Annotated in this window: 19 protein-coding genes and 3 pseudogenes; 13 read left to right on the top strand and 9 right to left on the bottom strand. The window is 34.9% G+C overall.

The window, feature by feature from the left end; genetic code table 11:
• The first annotated feature begins 94 nt into the window (after positions 1-94).
• Positions 95-1,441, top strand: coding sequence for a Rossmann-fold NAD(P)-binding domain-containing protein (locus JFL43_RS19645; RefSeq protein WP_200750316.1), 1,347 nt, complete (start codon positions 95-97; stop codon positions 1,439-1,441).
• 389 nt (positions 1,442-1,830) lie between these two features.
• On the opposite strand, the gene JFL43_RS19650 is transcribed toward JFL43_RS19645, so the two are convergent.
• A complete protein-coding gene (locus tag JFL43_RS19650; protein ID WP_200750317.1) occupies positions 1,831-2,427 on the bottom strand; it encodes a metallophosphoesterase family protein in 597 nt (198 codons plus the stop codon).
• Positions 2,428-2,757: 330 nt separating this feature from the next.
• Between JFL43_RS19650 and JFL43_RS23255 the strand changes: the two genes are divergently transcribed.
• A complete protein-coding gene (locus JFL43_RS23255; RefSeq protein WP_325166713.1) occupies positions 2,758-3,903 on the top strand; it encodes a C40 family peptidase in 1,146 nt (381 codons plus the stop codon).
• A 178-nt stretch (positions 3,904-4,081) separates the two neighbouring features.
• Positions 4,082-5,251 carry an MFS transporter gene (locus JFL43_RS19660; protein ID WP_157812967.1) on the top strand — a complete coding sequence of 390 codons (1,170 nt, stop codon included), beginning with the start codon at positions 4,082-4,084 and terminating at the stop codon, positions 5,249-5,251.
• Between the two features lie 184 nt (positions 5,252-5,435).
• Here JFL43_RS19660 and JFL43_RS19665 read toward each other — a convergent pair whose 3' ends face one another.
• Entirely contained in the window at positions 5,436-6,347 is a 912-nt protein-coding gene (locus JFL43_RS19665; RefSeq protein WP_200750318.1) for a GNAT family N-acetyltransferase, read from the bottom strand.
• A 606-nt stretch (positions 6,348-6,953) separates the two neighbouring features.
• On the opposite strand from JFL43_RS19665, the gene JFL43_RS19670 reads away from it, so the two are divergent.
• The gene (locus tag JFL43_RS19670; RefSeq protein ID WP_100796663.1) at positions 6,954-7,400 is read left to right on the top strand and encodes a CoxG family protein; all 447 of its coding nucleotides are present in this window, start codon (positions 6,954-6,956) and stop codon (positions 7,398-7,400) included.
• A 260-nt stretch (positions 7,401-7,660) separates the two neighbouring features.
• On the opposite strand, the gene JFL43_RS19675 is transcribed toward JFL43_RS19670, so the two are convergent.
• The 5 genes and pseudogenes from JFL43_RS19675 to JFL43_RS22805 form a co-directional block, all read right to left on the bottom strand.
• Complete coding sequence (locus tag JFL43_RS19675; protein WP_200750319.1) at positions 7,661-8,011, bottom strand: hypothetical protein; 351 nt, start codon at positions 8,009-8,011, stop codon at positions 7,661-7,663.
• Positions 8,012-8,123: 112 nt separating this feature from the next.
• Positions 8,124-8,336 (bottom strand): annotated as a pseudogene (locus JFL43_RS19680) (IS1595 family transposase); the annotation flags it as partial.
• A 107-nt stretch (positions 8,337-8,443) separates the two neighbouring features.
• Positions 8,444-8,659: a DUF3006 domain-containing protein gene (locus JFL43_RS19685; RefSeq protein ID WP_200750320.1), complete on the bottom strand. Its 216-nt coding sequence runs from the start codon at positions 8,657-8,659 to the stop codon at positions 8,444-8,446.
• Positions 8,660-8,726: 67 nt separating this feature from the next.
• A pseudogene (locus JFL43_RS22800) lies at positions 8,727-8,831 on the bottom strand (sulfite exporter TauE/SafE family protein); the annotation flags it as partial.
• 19 nt (positions 8,832-8,850) lie between these two features.
• Positions 8,851-9,081 (bottom strand): annotated as a pseudogene (locus JFL43_RS22805) (MBL fold metallo-hydrolase); the annotation flags it as partial.
• A 356-nt stretch (positions 9,082-9,437) separates the two neighbouring features.
• On the opposite strand from JFL43_RS22805, the gene JFL43_RS19695 reads away from it, so the two are divergent.
• Positions 9,438-9,599, top strand: a complete 162-nt coding sequence (locus JFL43_RS19695; protein WP_200750322.1) for a hypothetical protein — start codon at positions 9,438-9,440, stop codon at positions 9,597-9,599.
• A 14-nt stretch (positions 9,600-9,613) separates the two neighbouring features.
• Positions 9,614-10,642 (top strand): NAD(P)H-dependent flavin oxidoreductase, encoded by a 1,029-nt coding sequence (locus JFL43_RS19700; RefSeq protein ID WP_200750323.1) that lies wholly within the window; start codon positions 9,614-9,616, stop codon positions 10,640-10,642.
• Positions 10,643-10,985: 343 nt separating this feature from the next.
• Here the strand turns inward: JFL43_RS19700 and JFL43_RS19705 are convergent, their stop codons facing one another.
• Together JFL43_RS19705 and JFL43_RS19710 are read right to left on the bottom strand one after the other, a co-directional pair.
• Complete coding sequence (locus JFL43_RS19705; RefSeq protein ID WP_200750324.1) at positions 10,986-11,912, bottom strand: serine hydrolase domain-containing protein; 927 nt, start codon at positions 11,910-11,912, stop codon at positions 10,986-10,988.
• A 147-nt stretch (positions 11,913-12,059) separates the two neighbouring features.
• A complete protein-coding gene (locus JFL43_RS19710) occupies positions 12,060-13,019 on the bottom strand; it encodes a phosphotransferase enzyme family protein (RefSeq protein WP_200750325.1) in 960 nt (319 codons plus the stop codon).
• A 764-nt stretch (positions 13,020-13,783) separates the two neighbouring features.
• On the opposite strand from JFL43_RS19710, the gene JFL43_RS19715 reads away from it, so the two are divergent.
• The 7 genes from JFL43_RS19715 (at position 13,784) to JFL43_RS22815 (ending at position 19,641) form a co-directional block, all read left to right on the top strand.
• Positions 13,784-14,179, top strand: a complete 396-nt coding sequence (locus JFL43_RS19715) for a MerR family transcriptional regulator (RefSeq protein ID WP_407702007.1) — start codon at positions 13,784-13,786, stop codon at positions 14,177-14,179.
• On the top strand, positions 14,172-15,677 hold the full coding sequence (locus tag JFL43_RS19720) for a class I adenylate-forming enzyme family protein (RefSeq protein ID WP_200750327.1): 1,506 nt from the start codon (positions 14,172-14,174) through the stop codon (positions 15,675-15,677). The genes JFL43_RS19715 and JFL43_RS19720 overlap by 8 nt, the downstream gene beginning before the upstream one ends.
• Complete coding sequence (locus JFL43_RS19725; protein ID WP_200750328.1) at positions 15,674-17,344, top strand: acyl-CoA dehydrogenase family protein; 1,671 nt, start codon at positions 15,674-15,676, stop codon at positions 17,342-17,344. Before JFL43_RS19720 ends, JFL43_RS19725 begins: the two co-directional genes overlap by 4 nt.
• 253 nt (positions 17,345-17,597) lie before the next feature.
• Complete coding sequence (locus JFL43_RS19730; protein ID WP_200750329.1) at positions 17,598-18,158, top strand: AAA family ATPase; 561 nt, start codon at positions 17,598-17,600, stop codon at positions 18,156-18,158.
• Positions 18,159-18,229: 71 nt separating this feature from the next.
• Positions 18,230-19,018 (top strand): nucleotidyltransferase domain-containing protein, encoded by a 789-nt coding sequence (locus JFL43_RS19735; RefSeq protein WP_234447906.1) that lies wholly within the window; start codon positions 18,230-18,232, stop codon positions 19,016-19,018.
• The gene (locus JFL43_RS22810; protein ID WP_325166714.1) at positions 18,994-19,203 is read left to right on the top strand and encodes a class I SAM-dependent methyltransferase; all 210 of its coding nucleotides are present in this window, start codon (positions 18,994-18,996) and stop codon (positions 19,201-19,203) included. The genes JFL43_RS19735 and JFL43_RS22810 overlap by 25 nt, the downstream gene beginning before the upstream one ends.
• 33 nt (positions 19,204-19,236) lie before the next feature.
• Positions 19,237-19,641, top strand: coding sequence for a hypothetical protein (locus tag JFL43_RS22815; RefSeq protein WP_234447907.1), 405 nt, complete (start codon positions 19,237-19,239; stop codon positions 19,639-19,641).
• Positions 19,642-19,778 lie beyond the last annotated feature (137 nt).

Consider the following 19,778-nt stretch of genomic DNA (forward strand, 5'->3'; position numbering starts at 1 on the left):
TTGACGGATCGGTTTATCCTCTAGCTTATTTCCCAGCATTGAAAATTTGTTATACACTAGAAAAATAAAAACCAAAAATAGTAGGTGAAAGAATATGTATGATGTTACAATCATCGGAGCCGGAGTAAGCGCTGTTTTTATGGCTTATACATTAGCCCACAGCAACAAAAATATTTTAATTCTTGATAAAGGAAAACCATTAGAACATCGAAATTGTCCTTTAGAACAAGAGGGATTATGTAACTGTAATGCATGTGATAAATATTTTGGTTTTGGTGGTCTAGGAAAATCTGAAGGTAAATTTAATTACACAAACGGGTTCGGAGGGGAGCTAGAGCAAAAAATAGGTAAAGAAGTTTTTATAAAACTAATGGATGAAGTAGATGAGATCCTATGTCGTTTTGGTGGAAATTCAGTTCTAAAATACTCCACAGATAATACAAATCTTACCAAAAGAGCCGAATCATGTGGCTTACAAATGCTAACAACACAAGTACGACACCTAGGTACTACACTTTCGACCGACATTTTTCAGCAACTCTATGAGTTTTTACTTAATAAGATAGATATCCGATTTCATATAGATGTACAACATATCGTTAAACAGAAAGAACATTTTGAAATAACTACAGATCAAGGAATAGTTCATTCTAAGCAATTAGTATTTGCAACTGGACGTTCTGGGACAGATTGGTTAAAAAAAATGTGCTCGACCCTTAAAATTACACAGGAACAAAGTCGCGTGGATTTAGGTATTCGAGTAGAAATGAAAGAAAATCAACTTCGCTCAATATTAAAAGATACATTTGAAACGAAGCTTTCTTATCAACACGAACATTTCACAGCAACTACTTACTGTATGAATCCAAAAGGACGTATTATCCGTAAGCACGAAGAAGGTTTAGTTATGCCTGACGGTCAAAATTTTCGAGAACAAAAGACTGGCACTTCTAACCTAAATTTCACTTTATTTATCCCAAGTTATTTTCCTACTCTAACAGAAGCAAATTTATATGCAAGGACAATTATTAAAAGACTTAACCAAGGACGAGATCGAATTGTTGTACAGCGTTTGGAGGATTTATTGAGGGGACAACCTACAGTGGCCAAGATGATGAAATATAATCATATACAGCCTACACTATCTGGGGATTATGGAGACCTTAATAAAGAAATTCCACAATTATATATTGAAGGTCTTAAAGAATTTTTGTTACGTTTAGAACAATTTATTGAAGAACCTATTGATAAAGATACTTTACTATATGGAATTGATGGGAAATTTTATGCTCCTACGATTAAAATCAATGAACAGTTTGAGACATCTATTAAAGGATTGTATTTGATTGGAGATTGTTCAGGTGTTACCCATTCATTATCACAAGCAGCAGCAAGTGGCCTATATGTAGGAAAATGTTTATCTGATAGTTCGACACTCTAATTATAAAAATAGTTAATTCTTCATATACAATCAAAAACAGCATTACGTAAAATACATTTTTAAACAGAAATTAAAAAAACCAATCATGATAAATGAAAGCGATTATCATGATTGGTTTTTCGTATGAAATATGGGCATTTTTATGATTGAAATCGAATCTAATACATTCACCTAATTAAAATACATAAAGAACAGTATTTTCAATTTACCTATTTTGTTAGCTAGTAAAATAATGGATAATACCATCCACAATGCCTTGTTGCGCTTTTTCTGCTTCTACCAAAGCACCGCAATATCTAAATAATTGATTTTAATATGTAAGAAAAAGAGGATATATGCTCATATATTGAACATAAAATCCTCTTATTAGTTTAGTCTATTTAATTAGTCTAACTCGAGTGCTTTTCACGTTGTGTTGCCTTCATAAATGTAACCGTTCGCTCCGTTGAATCATATAAACACCATTCTCGTGTTCCTATAACAGCACCGACATTGACACCATATTTCTTTTTCTTCAATTGAATAGGTTTACCATATGTGAAGGATTTTTTTTGACCTTTTTTATACAATGCAGCATCATGGCTATGTCCAAAAAAGACGATTGATTGTTCTATTTCAGTTAGTAACGGTTTCCAATCAGAAGGCCAATTAAATTGATGTCCGTGAATAATATTTGCACCTTCAATTTGTAGCGTTTCAGGTAATTTTTCAAATGTATGTAGACCGGTTACTTGCATTATTCGTTCTTCTTGATTTCCACGTACTGAAGGGAAATGTAGTAAGTTGTTGAATAGCTCGGAATGCTCCGCGGCCTCCTCGAATGCAAGACCAGTCATATCTTTTGCCCTTTTCTTTCCGATTTTACATTCAAATAAATCACCTAAACCAATGATTGTTGCATCTTCCGCTGTTTCTTGAATATGTTTCAAAACAGCGTCGGTATCTTCAAAACAAGAATGTAAATCTCCAATCAATGCATATTTCATCTAGGTAACCATCCTCTCGAAAAATATAGTAGACATAATAACATAGATACTATCGCCAGTAAAAGGGAGGAGTACTAGTTAGAAACAGTATAACTATTTTCGCAAAAATGTATTCACTATTTTTATTTTTTGAACGGCATAGATATTATGACAAATACATTAAAAAGGTGACAAAATCATATGTTTATTGCAAACACATAACATGAATTACGCTTTCATTAAGGTTAACAATCCAATATGCCCATTTTTTACTAGATGTGGTAGAATGAAAAAGGAAGAAAATTCAATTGTAAAATAGGGATTAGAGAAATGAGTTGACTAAGTTTGAAGATGAATATGAAATGGGGCCGCACTGCGGTTATGACATTAGCATTAGCCAGTGGTTTTATGTACACTGTGCAACCTCTACAAGCAGAAGCAGCAACATCAAAAGAAATGACACAAAAGAAAATAAAGATAGATAAGAAAATTAAAAAGCTAAATAAAGAAATTAAAGATTTAAAAGAAAAATTACAAGAAAAAACAAAAGAATATAAAGTCACACAAAAAAGCTTGAAAAAAGTAAATGAATCTATTACAGAAACAGAAAAACGTATTGCAAGTCGTTCAGAAATCATTGATGACCGACTAAAAGCCTATCAAAATCATGATAGTGCAGTTAGCCCATACATAGAGGCAGTTCTTGGTTCTGATAGTTTAACAGACTTAGTAAGTAGAGCAGTTTCTGTCAAAACAATCATCGATGCAGATCAAACTCTATTAAGTGAACAAGAAGATGATAAACAAAAGTTGGCTGACCAAAAAGCTGAGTTAGAAGAAACAAAAGCTAAATTACAAAAGCAATTCCAACAAATGCAAGAGGAAGAAAACGCTCTTGAAACAAAGAAAGCAGAAAATAAAGTAAAGTCATTACAACTAAAAAAACAAATTGCCTCTAAAAAAGAGGAAGAGCGTATTGCAAAAGAATTAAAAGAAAAAGAAAAAGAAGCACAAAAATTACTAGAACTTCAAAATACACAATTTATCAGTAATGAAGGCAATGCTGGAAATGGTAGTAACGGTGGTAGTCCAAGTGATGGCGACCAATCTGCACCAAATGTTTCAGGCTCTCAAATTGCAATAGAGGCCATTGCTGAAGCAAGTAACTATTTAGGGACATCTTATGTATGGGGTGGTAGTAATCCAAGCACGGGCTTTGACTGCTCGGGTTTAACACAGTGGGCATTCAAAAAAGCCGGCTACTCACTTCCAAGAACAGCTGCCCAGCAATATTTAGCAACAAAAAAGATTGATCGTAGCAGTGCAAAAGCAGGGGATTTAGTATTCTTTAGTTACGGCTCAGGTGTTGCGCATGTCGGTATTTACCTAGGTGACAATAAAATGCTTGATTCACAAAATAATGGTGTCGTTGTAGAAACCTTAGATTGGTGGAATCAGTATTTAGTTGGATTCGGCCGTGTATCTGGCGTAAACTAAGCAATAGCTAATTCAATCTTAAAAGCTCTTTAATCATAAAAGAGCTTTTTTTAGTGCAAAAAATGATGAAAAAGAAAAGATTAGTGCAAGTTTCAATAGAAGTATAGTAGGATGAAGAGAATAAATAAAAACAGGTAGCATCAATAGCTATGAAAATGATGCTTTATAGGTGAAAGAGATGCAAAGTAAGATGAATAAGGCACTTTATCTAGTGCTAGCGAATTTATTAGTCGTGTTTTTAGGAATAGGTCTTGTTGTTCCTGTTCTACCGACATTAATGAGGGAAATGCATTTAAGTGGAGCAACGATGGGCTACTTAATAGCGGCGTTTGCTTGTGTACAATTAGTAGTATCACCAATCGCCGGTAGATGGGTCGATCGATTTGGCCGAAAAAAAATGATCGTTATCGGTATGATGATATTTGGTTTTTCTGAATTATTATTTGGATTCGGTCAAGATGTGAAAGTTCTTTATGCATCACGTATGTTAGGCGGTATTAGTGCGGCATTTATTATGCCGGCAGTTACGGCATATGTTGCGGATGTTACGACATTAAAACAACGTTCAAAAGCAATGGGTTATGTGGCTGCAGCTATTAATACAGGTTTTATTATTGGACCTGGAATTGGTGGTTTTTTAGCCGAACTTAACACGAGATTGCCATTCTTCTTTGCGGCGGGATTAGGTTTTTGTGGAGCTATTTTCTCCCTGTTATTTTTGAAGGAAACAGCGTCTACTCAAGAAGGACAAAATGAAACTGCAGAAGTAAAGACAAAACCAGGATTTAAAAAAGTACTTGAGCCCATTTACCTTATCCCGATGCTAATAATCTTAGTGTCATCATTTGGCTTAGCAACTTATGAAACAGTTTATGGACTATATTTAGACCATCAATTTGGTTTTACAGCAAAGGATATTGCATTGCTCATTACGATTAGTGGCATTTTAGGAACGATTACACAAGTTTTCGCCTTCGATCGTCTAACAAGCTGGCTTGGTGAAATTCGTTTGATACGAGTTTGTTTAGCAGTAGCAGCTGTATTCATGATTGCCATGATGCAAGTATCAGCTTATGCTCTAGTATTAGCAGTTACGCTAGTCATTTTCCTAACATTTGATTTAATAAGACCTGCACTGACGACCTATTTATCGAAAGTAGCCGGCAATGAGCAAGGTTTTGTGGGTGGCTTAAATTCAACATTCACAAGTGTTGGTAACATCATCGGGCCCGCTGTAGCAGGTATCCTTTTTGATATAAACGTCCATTACCCATACGGTTTTGCAATGGTCGTATTAGCTATTAGCTATGCAATGGCATTTTTTTGGAAAAAACCGCAGCAAGTATAAAAAACGTAAACTTAAGATGATAGAAAAACGCAGAATAGAGTGCAATCTCTTTTCTGCGTTTTTTGCTTTTATTCATAAAACGTTATAGTCTGCATAAAGTAGCTTAAAAAATGGGGGGTAACGGAAAATAATTTACTAATATCCCCCTAGTATGCTGTAATGATAGTTTGAAATTTGCACTAAATTATGTGTGAGATAACATAGGGAAAATTAGCTTGTTATTTTTAAAGAGTTCACTTTTATCAGCCATTACCATAAGAGTAGAATCCTCTTCTTTAAAAATACTTACTTCATAATTTTCATTGTTGATTGGCATAAATCTCAGAATAACATTTTTCGTCTGTTCCGTTGCCAAGGTATATATAACATCTTCAATTTCTATTTTTTGGGTTGCCAAAATATCATACAAGATTAAAGTGTCATCAACGTATTCTGCTACAGCTATCGCTTGGAAGTCTTCTATATAGAACAGATTTTCCTTTAAACTGTACAAATCAAAGTAGTTACAATAGAACATTATTAATCCGGCATTATCCTGCATAGAAAGTTTAAATAGTGAAACAGCTTCTTTTGCTTTTTCAAAAAGCAAGTTCAGGTCGCTAACATGATCTATGTCCATTTTTCGGACAGAATAAGGACTTTTGATTTTAGAATTTTTTATGGAAGCTTGATATTCATCAACAGGCACAAATCCAAACTTAGGATAAAAATCAAGAACACTGTCATTGGCGTAAAGATAAATCATATCACATTTATTTTCCCACTCGGTTAAAACCTTTTCCAAAAGAACTCGGCTTAGCCCTTTGTTCCGGTAATGTTCATCTGTCATTACTGTACCTAACTGAATAAATCGTTTCTTTTCTCCCAAAACAATAAAATCAATTATATTCACTGTGATATGAGAAACAATTCTATCGATATCTAACAGAGAATACAAAAGACAATTATCTTCCCAATAACCACTTTTATACCATTTTTCAAAATCAAAATGAAAAACTTGTTGGGTAAGCAAATTAAAACTGTTTCGGAGCTCATTGTTATGTTTAAAGTGTGAAATCAATTTATAATCCCTATTATTAATAACGATATTTTCCATTTGTATATCCTCCTTGCATATAGCTGAATAGATTATATCCCATTTCTATTACTTGGAAAAACCTCATACTTATTTCTTAAAAGAGAATAAGACAATACAGTTTATAACCACTTTGGCTTATTTTTTGTTTGAATACCCTTTGACGACAAATAATATTTCATAGCTAAAGTAGATAGACCTATCTATTCCCGATGAAAAATCGATATACATATTAGAATTTCTTTGATCCAATTCACTCTTTGTATCAGTACCCAATCTCCAAGACTTTCTATGTTCTTCTTTTCTTGGAATATAAATATATTCTCTTAGCATATAATTATTATTGAATTTATACCTTTTTTTCTTTTGGTCAAATTTTATTTTAAATCTACATTAGCGTGTTTAAACTGATTTATTCAAGTGAAATTAGGTATTAGAGACTATTAAATTCTAATAATAGTACTAAAAATCTTGTAAATATGAAAAACTATCTAATATAGCATTTTACTTATAAATTAAATTTAAGGACAAAAGGTGCTTTAGATAGGCCTTTATTTGTCGAATTTTTGATGAAAATTCGCTATACTGGTAATTGTAAATAATCCATAGAGAAAGTAGTGAACGATTATGGCAACAGCATCACATACAGTAGAGATTCCATTACCAGCGATAGAAGTTTGGGAATTTGTTAGCAATATGGAAAAATGGGCAAAACTTGTACCCGGATATAGAGAACATGAAATCATCAATGATCGTCAATCTACTTGGACATTTGCTGGCAATGTCGGCGTCTTGAAAAAAACAGTAAAAGTACAAATTGATATTATCGATTGGGAAGAACCATCAAAAATTACATTTAATCTTATAGGGTTAACAGATAAATTTACTGGAAATGGATATTTTGAAGCAACAGCATTAGAAGCTGAAAAAACGCAAATGGTCGGTTTTTTAGAAGTAAATGCAGGGGGGTTAGCAGCTCCAGTGTTAAATCCAGTCTTCAAAGCTGTATTACCAAAAGCGACAACAATGTTAACAGAACGTGTTGCGAATAAGATTAGATTAGTTCACGCTTAATAGTAGAACCATCGAAAAAGCCTTTCCAGTTGGAGAGGCTTTTTGCATTATTAGGCTTAGTCCTTATTCTGAAAAATCGCAGTTAGTAATCCGAACGCCAAAACTGATTCATTTGAATTGGCCAATTAGAGGTCCATCTTCGATAAAGCAGTTAATGCCAAAGTATCCATTTAGTTTAAGAGATTTTTTGAGGACTTCAAATTTGAAGTCTTTTTGTTTTCTTGTTCAATTAAAGTACCAATTAGATGAAATTTGGAAAACTACTTTTCTCCGTATTTACCATCCCTAAATGCTTTTCTATATTTACCATCCTCTACTTCAATTGCTATTGCTTCTTGGGTACTTATTCCTTCTATAGAGTAATATTTTGTACCTTTTTCGTACGCATTCGAGAAATTTCCAGAGTACGTTCCCTCCATATCCGAATACTTTGTTACTTCACCAATTTCTTCACTGATATCATTTACAGATTCATTACTTAATTGATAAATGTAACCATCCCAAACGATAAATGAAAAAGCCCAATCTGCTGATGAATTGTTATTATTGGAGCAACCTAATAAAAAGATAACAGAAATTAAAACAGTAAATAAATAATTTTTTAATCTCATACGTACTACCTCCTTTCGCATAAATAGGTTGTTTCCATTTAGAGTTTTACTCATAGTTCTTCAACTAGCCTGTTTATGTTAGTTGACAATAGAAGTCTTAATATGGATACTCCTATAATGAGTTATAGGTTTCATTAATTGGAAATAAATAACTTTCTACTATCATTTTAATTATAGAAACATCATCACTACTATGTTTCACAATACTGAAGTATTTTGTAGCCACACCATTAAATCGTTGCATCCAATCTTTTAATCGGCTGTGATAGTTATTGACATTTTGGATATGATACAGCCCCTTTACTCGTTCTGTTCCATCTGACTTTACAGCCGTATATAATAAATATAAAGTAAATCGTGAAGGAAATTACTGCTGTGGCGATTGTAAATACAAAATTCGACTGGAATTTCTTTAGAGTATTGCTGTTTAGATCAATCCTTAAATAAATCATCCATCAAATCAGCAATTTCTTTTTCTAATTGTTTTTTACCTTCAAGATCAATCAAAATTTTACCGTTTTCAAAAAGTAACACATCTCCAGGTTGAGCACCTTTAGGTAATTTAGTAAGAGGGAAATCTTCCGTGCCATTTTCAAATTCAATAACTGCGACTTCTCCTTCAAAGCGATCAATGATTCCTTTTCTCAAATAGAAGCCCTCCTTTAAAATAAGATAAAAAAATCGTTTATTATCTTTTATATTATAGTAAATCTAACTAAATTTTAACAGCAGTACCTGAAACGAGGACAGCTAAAATAATTTGGAGAATTTTTGTGTTCATTTTTTCACCTGTCATTATCCCTAGTGGTGAGGCAACAATGCAAATCCGGCTATATCAGCCCATTCGAATCAATGAATAAAATATCTTTCTCGTCGATTACAATAGGTGTAGAACCAATTGTATGCCCTGGTGAGTATAGTGCGTACATATGGATGGCAACATCGCCAAGTGCGACAGTAATACCATCTTCTAATGCTGCATATTGGAAAGTTACTTCCGTTGCATCTTTAGAAGGTAGTCAGTAAGATACCTTAGTATTTTCTGCAATCAAACGTCCAGCTGAAATATATCCTTATGTAAATTGGATCGAATTTATAAGTGCTAAATAATGTAAAAAGTTAGCTCGGTGTATAACGCATCTATACGTCATTCCCAATCACCCAAAGGAATAGAAATTACCCGGGAAATATGTCCGAAAGCAAATCCAGCTGATTTTCTCACGTCTAAAAGCAGGCTATTAGGCGGGGCTTGTATTGAAGAAAGTAAATCTTCATTGCGAATGATTTATTCATGTTTAGAAATGTAAAGTAAAGTGAATTTTACTCCTGTTAGTTGACCGAATTGTAAACGATATGTAAATGATAAAGTATTAGCATTTCGTTATAATAGTAGTGATGGAGAACCATACAGAAAGAATGTGAAAATATGAATCGCAAAACAGTTGGTTCAATCATTTTTTTTATTGGTGTACTCACTATAGTAGGGAAATTTTTCTTTAGTCATTTAGTGCATTATAGTGTGTTGTCCTGGGGAGGTCTAGTGCTTGCGATTCTAGGAGCAGCACTTGTGAGTGAGAAGAAAAACTAAAAGGGGTGTTAGTAATGGGCGTTTTATTTGTTCAAAATATTTTAGGGATAGATGAGCCAATCGTGCAAGCACCAATGGCTGGGGTGACAACGCCTGAATTTGTAGCAGCAAGTGCAAATGCAGGTATATTAGGTTCTGTAGGGGCAGGATATTTAACGGCAGAAGCGACTAGAAAATTTATTCGTGAAGTGAAATCTTTGACAGAACGGTCGTTTTCAGTGAATTTATTTGTTCCAGAGGAAGTAGATGCTGCGGATGATCAGATTGCAAAAGCACATGCAGCATTAGAACCATTTCGTCAACAACTCGGCTTATCGGAAGATCCAGTGAAATTGTCCTCAAGTGAGTTTGCCAAGCAAGTTAAGGTCATCGTAGAAGAAGACGTGAAAATTTGCTCCTTTACATTCGGCATACCTGATCAGAAAACGCTGAGATTTTTACATCAACAAGAGGTTTATTGCATAGGTACTGCCACAACTGTAGAGGAAGCAATTGCGGTTGAAAAGGCAGGATTAGATGCAGTCGTTTTGCAAGGCGGAGAAGCTGGGGGGCATCGTGGTACGTTTTTAGAACCGATCACTTTAATTCCTACGATTGAGCTATTAAAAGCGACAATCGGAAAAGTGAAGCTACCGCTTATTGCTACCGGGGGTATTATGAAGAAGCAGCAAATGGATGAATTGCTTGAGTTAGGCGCAGCTGCTGTTCAACTCGGTACAGCTCTACTTGCAACTCAAGAAAGCGGGGCACACCCTCTACATAAAAAAGCAATTTTACAATCAGAAGAAAACATTACATCATTGACAACCGCTTTTTCTGGGAAAGCCGCAAGAGGTATCGTAAACGATTTTATGACCTATATGGAAAATCAATCGATTGCACCATATCCTGTGCAAAATGATTTAACAAAGGAAATTCGTAAAGAAGCAGGCCAACAAGGAAAAGCGGACTATTTATCGATGTGGGCAGGGGAGAATGTACATTTAGCCAAGGCGGGGACGGTAGCAGATATTGTTCAGCAATTTCTAAGAAAGGACTGCTGATTGGATAAATTATACATTTATTTGTAGTGCGCATTTCATTTAATGAATTGGTGTAGTTTTATAAAAAAGATTGATCATTATTACATTATCAAGACCTAAATTAAAAAAGTATAGATAAATTAAAGGACATAACATATTTTATATGACTAATATGTTATGTCCTTTCTCATACAACTAATTGGCAGTTAATTCAATAAGAAAGAGAAGCATATTCAACAATCCCGACCTTTAATGGAATAACTAATTCTCAATCCTAAAATTACCTAATTCTTCTTCAACTAACGTTTAGTTGAAGAAGAATTAAGTATGATATCAAAAGAGGAGGAACCTCAGTTTGACTTGCTCAAATATCTCTCTTATCCTGCCAACTACCTAATAGCTCTTCGAAAATGAGTCTTGGTGCAGATTGCAAGTCATTTTGTAGATTGCTTTTTACCACCGCTATAATATTTAATTTCGGAACAATAAATATATATTGCCCAAATATACCATTAGCATAATAATAATCAATCGGGGTGTTAGGATTAGTATTTTCATAAGTCCATAGCTGATATCCATATCCATATGTTCCTTCTTTTGTGTTATTAACTTGTTTATATGGTCTTTTTGCCTTAAGGAGCCAGTTGGATGAAATTACCTGATTTGAATTAAATCGCCCTTCGTTTAAAAATAATAGTCCAATCTTCACCATATCCTCAAGATTTAATGAAATACTGAAACCACCCCCGTGAATTCCTTGTGGATCCTTTAGCCAAGTGTATTTATTTATCCCTAATGGATGGAATAAATATTTCTCAGCAAATGAAGCGGTGGGAATTCCAGAAATTTTTTGTATTATCGCACTTAGTAAATGAGAGTTTCCTGAATTATACTGAAAGGTTGAACCTGGTTTATGTATAATTGGTTGTCCTAGTATGAATTTAACCCAGTTTTTTGATCCTTGGAAATTTCCTATTTGTAACCCCGAAGTCATGGTCAGCAAATGAAATATTGTAATTTCTTTCTTTTGCGGATCATTGGACTCTAATATTTCTGGAAAATAGTTTTGAATAGATTCGTCAATATTTTTAATTAACCCTTTATCTACCATAATTCCAATTAATATTGAAACAATGCTCTTAGTAATGGAATATACCTTTAAAGGTTTTTCTACTACCTTTTTATTCTTCAAGTATTCGAAGATTCGTGTATTCCCTTTATAAATGACAAAAGCTTCAATTCTAATACTTTTAAGTTTCTTTTCTAACTCATTAAAAGATATTTTACTCATACCTCTAATCCCCCTTTCACAAACACCATACTCGAATTACCATATGTAGTCAATTTTTCTTGGGATTCTTCCTCCATTAAATGGCCCTTAAATGGAAAAAGACACACTCCTTATTAAAGAAATGCGCCCGTTTTCGGAAGATTAAGTTTAGTTTAATAACAAACCGTTTGTGTCAAGGAAAGAATGATCTTTTTCAATTCTCATTCTAAAATGGTTCATTATTCTTATCTGTTCTTCAGTTAACCTTTCTTTATTCCAGTACATATGCATTAAGCTATACTCAAAGACTTCTTTTAGTTTTATAAATAAGGGGAGTTTTTCTAACATTTCCTTTGGGAGATCGTTTTCCTCTTGGTATCCTTCGATGATTGCTTTTGTAATACCTCTTCCATATTCAATGATGTTCCCACCACCGACAAATGAATACTCTATCGCACTATATATTGGAACAGCTAAATCAAAGATATAAAAATTATTCTCACAATCTTGAAAATCAACCATTGACAGTTTTAAATCACGATCTACCAATATATTCTCTAACCATAAGTCACCGTGTAACAATCCATAATTGGAATTGTCTTTTGGGATGTTTTTAATCTTTGTTAAAATTTCTTGTGCAACAGCTCTAATCGTAGTCTCTTCTTCAGGAATATATTTCAAGAAAGCATATTCCTCATTTTGATACCAATCATTGATATATCTAGTCGGATTTATCTCTTCAAATTTTCTAGAGAGGCGATGTAATTTACCAATTTGCCTGCCTAACTCTTTTAAAACATTTGCATTCCATTGATTTCTTGATAAGTGTTTACCAGCAGCAGATTCATAAAGAACAGTTAATACTTCCTTGTTATTAAAGGTTATCTTTTCTACCTCTTTACCATTTATTGAAACTATTGCAGGTGATACACCTAGTCCTTCTTTATGTAGGTAGTTTGTATATGTAACCTCTTCTAATTGTTCATAATAACCTTTGTAGTTTGTAATTCTTGCAAAGTATTCACCTTGTTTTGCGGTACACCGAAACATTTCATTTGTTACTGCTTCAACTTTAATAAAATCCACTGGATATATTCCGTTGAGCAATTCTAGTATTTTTTGTTCCATAACAGCTATCTCCCGTCTAAATAAGTATATTATTTTTAACCAATTTTTTTCGTTTTTACTTCTCTAAGGGTTTAAGTTAACTAACTAGTTACAGATGATGTGTAAATTATATCGCAAATTATCCAATTTATGTTTGAGTATATTTGATGTGCTAAAAAGGGGCAGAATTTGTAGAGATACCATTTTATTATAAAGAAAACGAAATTACGATTATCGTTTCTGGGAACGCTAAACTATGGGACGTTAGATTCAGTGAAATGAAGCATTGGTGGGAGTGAAGAATCAACATGCTAAGGGGCTTGCTTTGCAATGTTTTCAACAAATATGGCACGATTGTAGAGCAGACAGATAGAAAATAATTAAACTTTTTTATAAAACCGAAACTTAAATCTGCTGGGTAAGAATCCATTTTGATCAATCTTTTTTCAAAATGGATTCTTTTTATTTATCGTAAAATGCCGGCTTATGAGGTGTTATTGATCAAACTTCATTTCAAAGCAACAATTGGCTGAGTGTTTAGCAATAAAATAATGGATTTCTAATGCCATATGTACTGGTCATAGACACCTTTCTTGAATAAGTAATCAGCGATAGTGCTGTAGTTCAAAGCGGGTCCCTCTTTTACAGAATATTATCATTTTACAGTGCCAATGAAGTAAAAGAATAATGTTTTCATAGCAAGCAATGGTGGTTATTAGTTGAACTTTACGTTAACGTCAATGATATACTGCTTCTAAGTTATCTAAGTTATAGTCAGGATGGTGATGGGATTGCGGACAATTACAGATATTGCAAAAGAATTCGATGTGTCGTCTCGGACCATTCGCTATTATGAAGAGCTTGGTTTGTTGGAACCACGACGGACTGATTCAAATAAAAGAATGTACTCTAACTCGGATTATGCAAAGTTAAAGTTGATTTTCAGAGGTAAGAGGTATGGCTTCTCACTCGATGAGATTAAAGAAATGGTATTACTTTTTGATAAGGATCGAACAGGTATCAAGCAGCTCGAGAGAACCGTCGCCTTTGGTGAGCAAAAGATGGCTGAGATAGATGAGAAGATTCGGGAGCTACAGGAAATTCGAAGTGAAATTGAAACTTTGCATTTTGATTTTACTGAAAAATTAATCAACTCTAAAGGGGGAAATCGTATTGAATAGTTCACAATTATTAGTAAGCAATGCAAGGAAGTATCCGCAAGGGGAAGCTGTTGTAAGTCAGGCTAAGCGAGTTAATTTCAATGAGCTCAATCAACTTGTCAATCAACTTGCAAGTGTCTTACAGGAGAAGCAAATTAAAAAAGGCGATAAAGTTATATTATTTATGCCGAATGTGTTGGAATTTGTGGTCAGCTACTTTGCAGTACAGCGTCTGGGTGCCATTATTGTGCCGATCAATGCGAAGTTCTCTACAAAAGAAGTTGAATATATTATTGAACACTCAGATGCAATCGCTTTCATAGCCCATGAACTTATATTTCCAGTAGTTGAAAAGATACAAAATCCAAACTTACTTATTAAGACGGGTGCAGCGGTAGATGGCTGGTTAAGCTTTGAGCAATTAATTTCAGCTGGTAGCGACGAAGAAATAATTTGTACTTTAAAAGAAGATGATGAATCTACTATTCTCTATACTTCTGGAACGACTGGAAATCCAAAAGGTGTTCTATTTAGCTATCGAAATATATTAACAGTTGCGCAAATGATTTGTGTTGAAATGGAGATGAAGCCAGAGAGTCGCTTACTTCTCATGATGCCGCTTAGTCATTCAGCACCACTTCATTTATTTTTGATGGCGGGTATGATTGTTGGAGCGACTGCAGTGTTAACGCCAACTTTCACACCAGATCTATTTATCGATACAGTTGTACAGGAAAAAACGACGCATTTCTTTGGTGCACCTGTTGCTTATTTATTATCAGTGCAAAACCCGAAGTTAAAAGAAGCCGATCTTTCATCGATGAAATGGTGGGTATACGGCGGTGCTCCGATATCTAAGAAAGAAGTAGACTTTATCAAGCAAGCTTTCCAAACAGACAACTTAGTATGTGTATATGGCTTAACAGAAGCAGGGCCTAGTGGTTCTATTTTGATAGCACATGAACACGAGCAAAAGGCAGGGAGCATTGGCCATCGTGCACCGCTTCATACAGAACTGCGTATTGTTAAGGATACCGGTGAGGATGTAGCCGTGGGAGAAGTAGGTGAAATTGTCCTATTAGGGGAAGGGAATATGCTTGGTTATTACAAAAACGAAGAAGCAACAAAAGCCGCATTTATAGGGGACTGGCTGAAAACTGGTGATTTAGCGAGATTCGATGAGGACGGCTACATTTGGGTTGTCGATCGTAAAAAGGACTTAATTATTTCTGGTGGAGTTAATATTTATCCAAAAGAAATTGAAGAGCAAATGTTGCAATATCAAGGTATTCAAGAAGTTGCGATTATAGGCGTCCCGCATCCAGAATGGGGAGAAACAGTGAAAGCTGTCTTCGCCGCAAAAGAACAAGTAGATATAGAGAAATTACAGTACTATTTAGCGGAACATTTAGCAAAATTCAAATTACCACGATTGTATGAGCAAGTAGAAGCACTACCAAGGAATGCTTCAGGGAAAATATTGAAACAGCCGTTAAGAAATGTAGGTGTAGTCCAATGAGAGTATTACAAGATGTGGCCGAACAAACAACACGTAACTTCTTTCACGATAATCAAACATTGCAGCTGATTTTAGAAGAGACATTACAAGCTGATTTTTTAGCATATGCTAAGCGTGAATTAACCGTATTTGGGGAATTATGTGCCAATGAAATTGACATACGTGCAAAGCATACGGATCGTGAAGGCGAACCAAAGTTAAAACGTTATGACAAATATGGTGAGGAAGTTTCGGAAGTATGGGTCAATGATGGCTATAAAAAAACAGTACAAGAAACATATGATACGGGAATTGTTGGCTATGTACACAAGGAGATTCCGGCACTTGGAGTGAAAGGGAACTACACATATAGCTTTGCACAAGGCTATTTATTATCACATGCTGAGCCAGGTTTTTATTGCCCCGTCACATTGACGATGGCGACTGCATATTTATTAGACCACTATGCAGATGAGACATTAAAAAAGCTTTTTTTAACACCGGTTTGCTCCACAGGTGAAGGACCATTATTTGAAGGGGCAACGTTTTTAACAGAAAGACAAGGCGGCTCCGATGTAGGAGCAAACGTCGTAAAAGCTGTGAAAGATGGTGACCATTATCGATTATATGGTGAGAAATATTTCGCATCAAATGCAGGAATGTGTGGCGTGGCAATGGTACTTGCGCGCATGGAAGGAGCACCTTCTGGATCAAAGGGCTTAACATTATTCGCAGTACCTTGGCGTAAGGAAACTGGTGAGGTGAATTATCTGCGTGTGCGCCGTTTGAAAGATAAGCTTGGTGTCAAAGCAGTGCCATCAGGAGAAGTAGAATTTGACGGAGCGGAGGCTTTTGTTGTTGGGGATCCTACTAGAGGATTTTATTATATGATGGAAGCTTTAAATCTCTCGCGTATTTGTAATGCGATAGCGTCTCTTGGCATTATGGGCAGAGCACTACTAGAGGCGAAAGAGTATGCCACTCGCAGAGATGCTTTTGGTAAGCGATTAGCAGACTTCCCTATGGTGCGTGACACTTTAGGCAAACTTGCTGCAACACTTCATGTAGAGGTAGCGACTGTCTTTGATATGATTGGTCTCTATGAAAAAGTAACGGCGGGAGAAGCGACTGAACAAGAGATAATTTTGAATCGATTGTATATCGCTATTATGAAAAAGGAAACGGCCGAGCAAGCGATCCATTTTGCACATGAAGCGATTGAAATGCACGGAGGAAATGGCTATATTGAGGATTTTGTCACGCCAAGATTACTACGCGATGCACAAGTTTTGACGGTTTGGGAAGGAACAGCGAATATTCTCGGCTTAGAGCTGATCCGTTTAGTTAGTAAATATTCAGCGCACCTCTTATTTACGGATGTCATGAAAAAGCGTCTACAGAAGCTTGCGGAAAGCGAACAGAAAAAAATTGTAGTAGGGCAGCTTGGTTTATTAACAGAGGAGCTTGCACAATTTGCGAGATTGGATGCCGATACGCAAAGCTTTGAAGCGAAAAAAATAGCGAAGAAAATGGCATATGTATATGAAAGTGTCGTGGCGATTGAATGGGCAGAAAAGCATGGAGGACGATATAAGTTACTTGCCGAAGTGTATTTAGATGAAGTCTGGTCTTTACGAAAAATGGGAGACCCGATGAAAACCGTGCAATATTTTGAGGAGATTATATAAATAGAGAGAAACTGCGAGATTTGTTCCCGCAGTTTTTTTATTGCTTATGTACAGCTTACATAGTACCAATTTGCATTTCGTTATAATCATATGCTGTTCCTCTCTATAGAATTTACTTGGAACGGAAATACACATATAATCCAATACAATTTCATACAAAATTTTTATTTTTTATAGTTATTTGTAAATTTATGTTAGAATATTTTTAGAAATTCAAAAAAGAAATAATAAAAATTCGTTAAGGGGGTAGATTATGAAATTTGTTCTTATATTTGGACCTCAAGCGGTTGGTAAAATGACTGTTGGACAGGAATTAGCTAAAATAACGGGTTTGAAACTTTTTCATAACCATATGACGATTGACTTAGTTAGCCATTTTTTTGACTATAGCACAAAAGAAGGAAAAAGATTAGTAAGTTTGTTTCGTCAGGAGATATTTGAAGAGGTATCAAAGAGTAATTTGTATGGAATGATTTTTACTTATGTCTGGGCATTTGATCTGCAAGCTGATTGGGATTATGTCAATCAAGTCTCCCAGCTTTTTGAGTCCAGAGGAGGTACTGTTTACTTTGTAGAACTTGAGGCTGATTTAGAAGAAAAACTTGAGCGAAATAAAAGTTCTAATAGACTTGAACATAAGCCTTCAAAAAGAGATATTGAATGGTCTGAAAATGACTTGAAAGAGTCAATGGAGAAATACAGATTGAATTCCTTAGAAGGTGAAATCAAATACTCAAACTATATCAAGATAAACAATACAAACTTGAGTGCGGAAGAAGTGGTAAAGATAGTTAAGGGAAAATTTCATTTATAGGGCAAGAATTATGAAGAAAATCGTTAGCAATTTATCATCAAAGTACTTTTTACATTTGAAGGAGAGCGCCTATGAGTGAAAGACCGCAACCAATAGAAACAGCACAAAAATTTATCAATACATATTTTAGTAATTGCCATGCGGCTGTATTGGCTGGGAGCGTAGTGCGTGGGGAAGAGACCCTAACATCGGATCTAGATATTGTAGTCTTTGATCAAATGCTAGATCATGCCTACCGGGAATCCACTCTGTTTGAGGGCTGGCCGATTGAAGTGTTTGTTCATAATTTATCGTCATACAAGGATTTCTTTGAATCAGATTGTGATCAGGCAAGGCCTTCATTGCCGAGGATGGTTGCAGAAGGGTTTGTGCTAAAGGATAAAGGAATACTGGTTAAGATTAAAGAAGAGGCACAAAATCTTTTGCAGAAAGGCCCAGCAAAATGGACAACTGACACAATAGATCTGAAACGTTATTTTATTACGGATGCCTTAGATGATTTAAGTGGGGCAAACAATCGCGGTGAGGAGATTTTTATAGCAAGTCATCTTGCGGAATTACTAAGTGAGTTCTATTTAAGAACAAACGGTCAGTGGGTTGGCAATTCTAAATGGATTGTACGTTCTCTAAAACAATTTGATAAAGAATTTGCGAATCGATTTGTAGATATATTTGATGAGTTTTATAGATCTGGTAGTAAAGAAAATATTAACCACAACGCAATACAGAAGAATATGATAATCCAGTTTTATATGATAAGGAAAATAAGCTTCATACAGATGATATTCTGTTTCTACAAAAGTGGGCCGCAAAGTCTAAAGGAACGATACTTGATATCGCCTGCGGAACTGGTAGAGTAACAATTCCATTAGCGGAAAATGGTCATCAAATAGTAGGAGTAGATATACATACAGGTATGCTTGACGAAGCAAAAAGGAAATCGGCTGAGCAGAACTTACCTATTGAATGGATCCAACAAAATTGCACGCAGCTAGATTTGGACTTTAAAACGAGCTTTGCTTATTCTGTCGGCAATTCATTTTAACATTTTTTACACAATGAAGATCAGGACGGGCTTTTGTCTTCAGTCAATAGACATCTTCATATGGACGGTATCTTTGTTTTTGATACAAGATTTCCAAGTGCGGAGGAATTATTTCAGCCGACAACTGAAGAATTTTGGCACTCATATATAGATAGTGACACGCAACTAAAGGTGGATGTCTCTACTATCGCAGAATATGATGCATTGAACCAATTACAACAATATACAACAATTCGAAAATATAAAGATAAGGAAAATCATATAGTAAATGAAGTACGTACCAATATTACATTAAGATATGTTTACCCGAAGGAGATGGAACGTTTGCTTACTAATCATGGCTTTGAAATCGTTCATATTTATCAAGATTGGCATGAAACGCCAGTAACAAATGATAGCTATGCGATGAATTATGTATGTAAAAAAGTTAGTGAATGATGAAATTGACGTTTTTGTAGTTTATAAACGGAAAAAAACAATGCAGAGGAGAGAATATGTGTCCGTCATCCCTTATTATCACTATTTTGCTCTATTAATTGTGTTCATTTCAAGTTTTGTTGGAATTTTCAAGCATA

Source organism: Viridibacillus soli, from assembly GCF_016612995.1.
In the GTDB taxonomy this organism is placed as follows: domain Bacteria; phylum Bacillota; class Bacilli; order Bacillales_A; family Planococcaceae; genus Viridibacillus; species Viridibacillus soli.

Excerpts from the sequence above, each read along its gene's own strand:
- JFL43_RS19645 (WP_200750316.1), top strand. The coding sequence starts at position 95 with ATGTATGATGTTACAATCATCGGAGCCGGAGTAAGCGCTGTTTTTATG.
- JFL43_RS19650 (WP_200750317.1), bottom strand. The coding sequence starts at position 2,427 with ATGAAATATGCATTGATTGGAGATTTACATTCTTGTTTTGAAGATACC.
- JFL43_RS23255 (WP_325166713.1), top strand. The coding sequence starts at position 2,758 with ATGAATATGAAATGGGGCCGCACTGCGGTTATGACATTAGCATTAGCC.
- JFL43_RS19660 (WP_157812967.1), top strand. The coding sequence starts at position 4,082 with ATGCAAAGTAAGATGAATAAGGCACTTTATCTAGTGCTAGCGAATTTA.
- JFL43_RS19665 (WP_200750318.1), bottom strand. The coding sequence starts at position 6,347 with ATGGAAAATATCGTTATTAATAATAGGGATTATAAATTGATTTCACAC.
- JFL43_RS19670 (WP_100796663.1), top strand. The coding sequence starts at position 6,954 with ATGGCAACAGCATCACATACAGTAGAGATTCCATTACCAGCGATAGAA.
- JFL43_RS19675 (WP_200750319.1), bottom strand. The coding sequence starts at position 8,011 with ATGAGATTAAAAAATTATTTATTTACTGTTTTAATTTCTGTTATCTTT.
- JFL43_RS19695 (WP_200750322.1), top strand. The coding sequence starts at position 9,438 with ATGAATCGCAAAACAGTTGGTTCAATCATTTTTTTTATTGGTGTACTC.
- JFL43_RS19700 (WP_200750323.1), top strand. The coding sequence starts at position 9,614 with ATGGGCGTTTTATTTGTTCAAAATATTTTAGGGATAGATGAGCCAATC.
- JFL43_RS19705 (WP_200750324.1), bottom strand. The coding sequence starts at position 11,912 with ATGAGTAAAATATCTTTTAATGAGTTAGAAAAGAAACTTAAAAGTATT.
- JFL43_RS19710 (WP_200750325.1), bottom strand. The coding sequence starts at position 13,019 with ATGGAACAAAAAATACTAGAATTGCTCAACGGAATATATCCAGTGGAT.
- JFL43_RS19715 (WP_407702007.1), top strand. The coding sequence starts at position 13,784 with ATGGGATTGCGGACAATTACAGATATTGCAAAAGAATTCGATGTGTCG.
- JFL43_RS19725 (WP_200750328.1), top strand. The coding sequence starts at position 15,674 with ATGAGAGTATTACAAGATGTGGCCGAACAAACAACACGTAACTTCTTT.
- JFL43_RS19730 (WP_200750329.1), top strand. The coding sequence starts at position 17,598 with ATGAAATTTGTTCTTATATTTGGACCTCAAGCGGTTGGTAAAATGACT.
- JFL43_RS19735 (WP_234447906.1), top strand. The coding sequence starts at position 18,230 with ATGAGTGAAAGACCGCAACCAATAGAAACAGCACAAAAATTTATCAAT.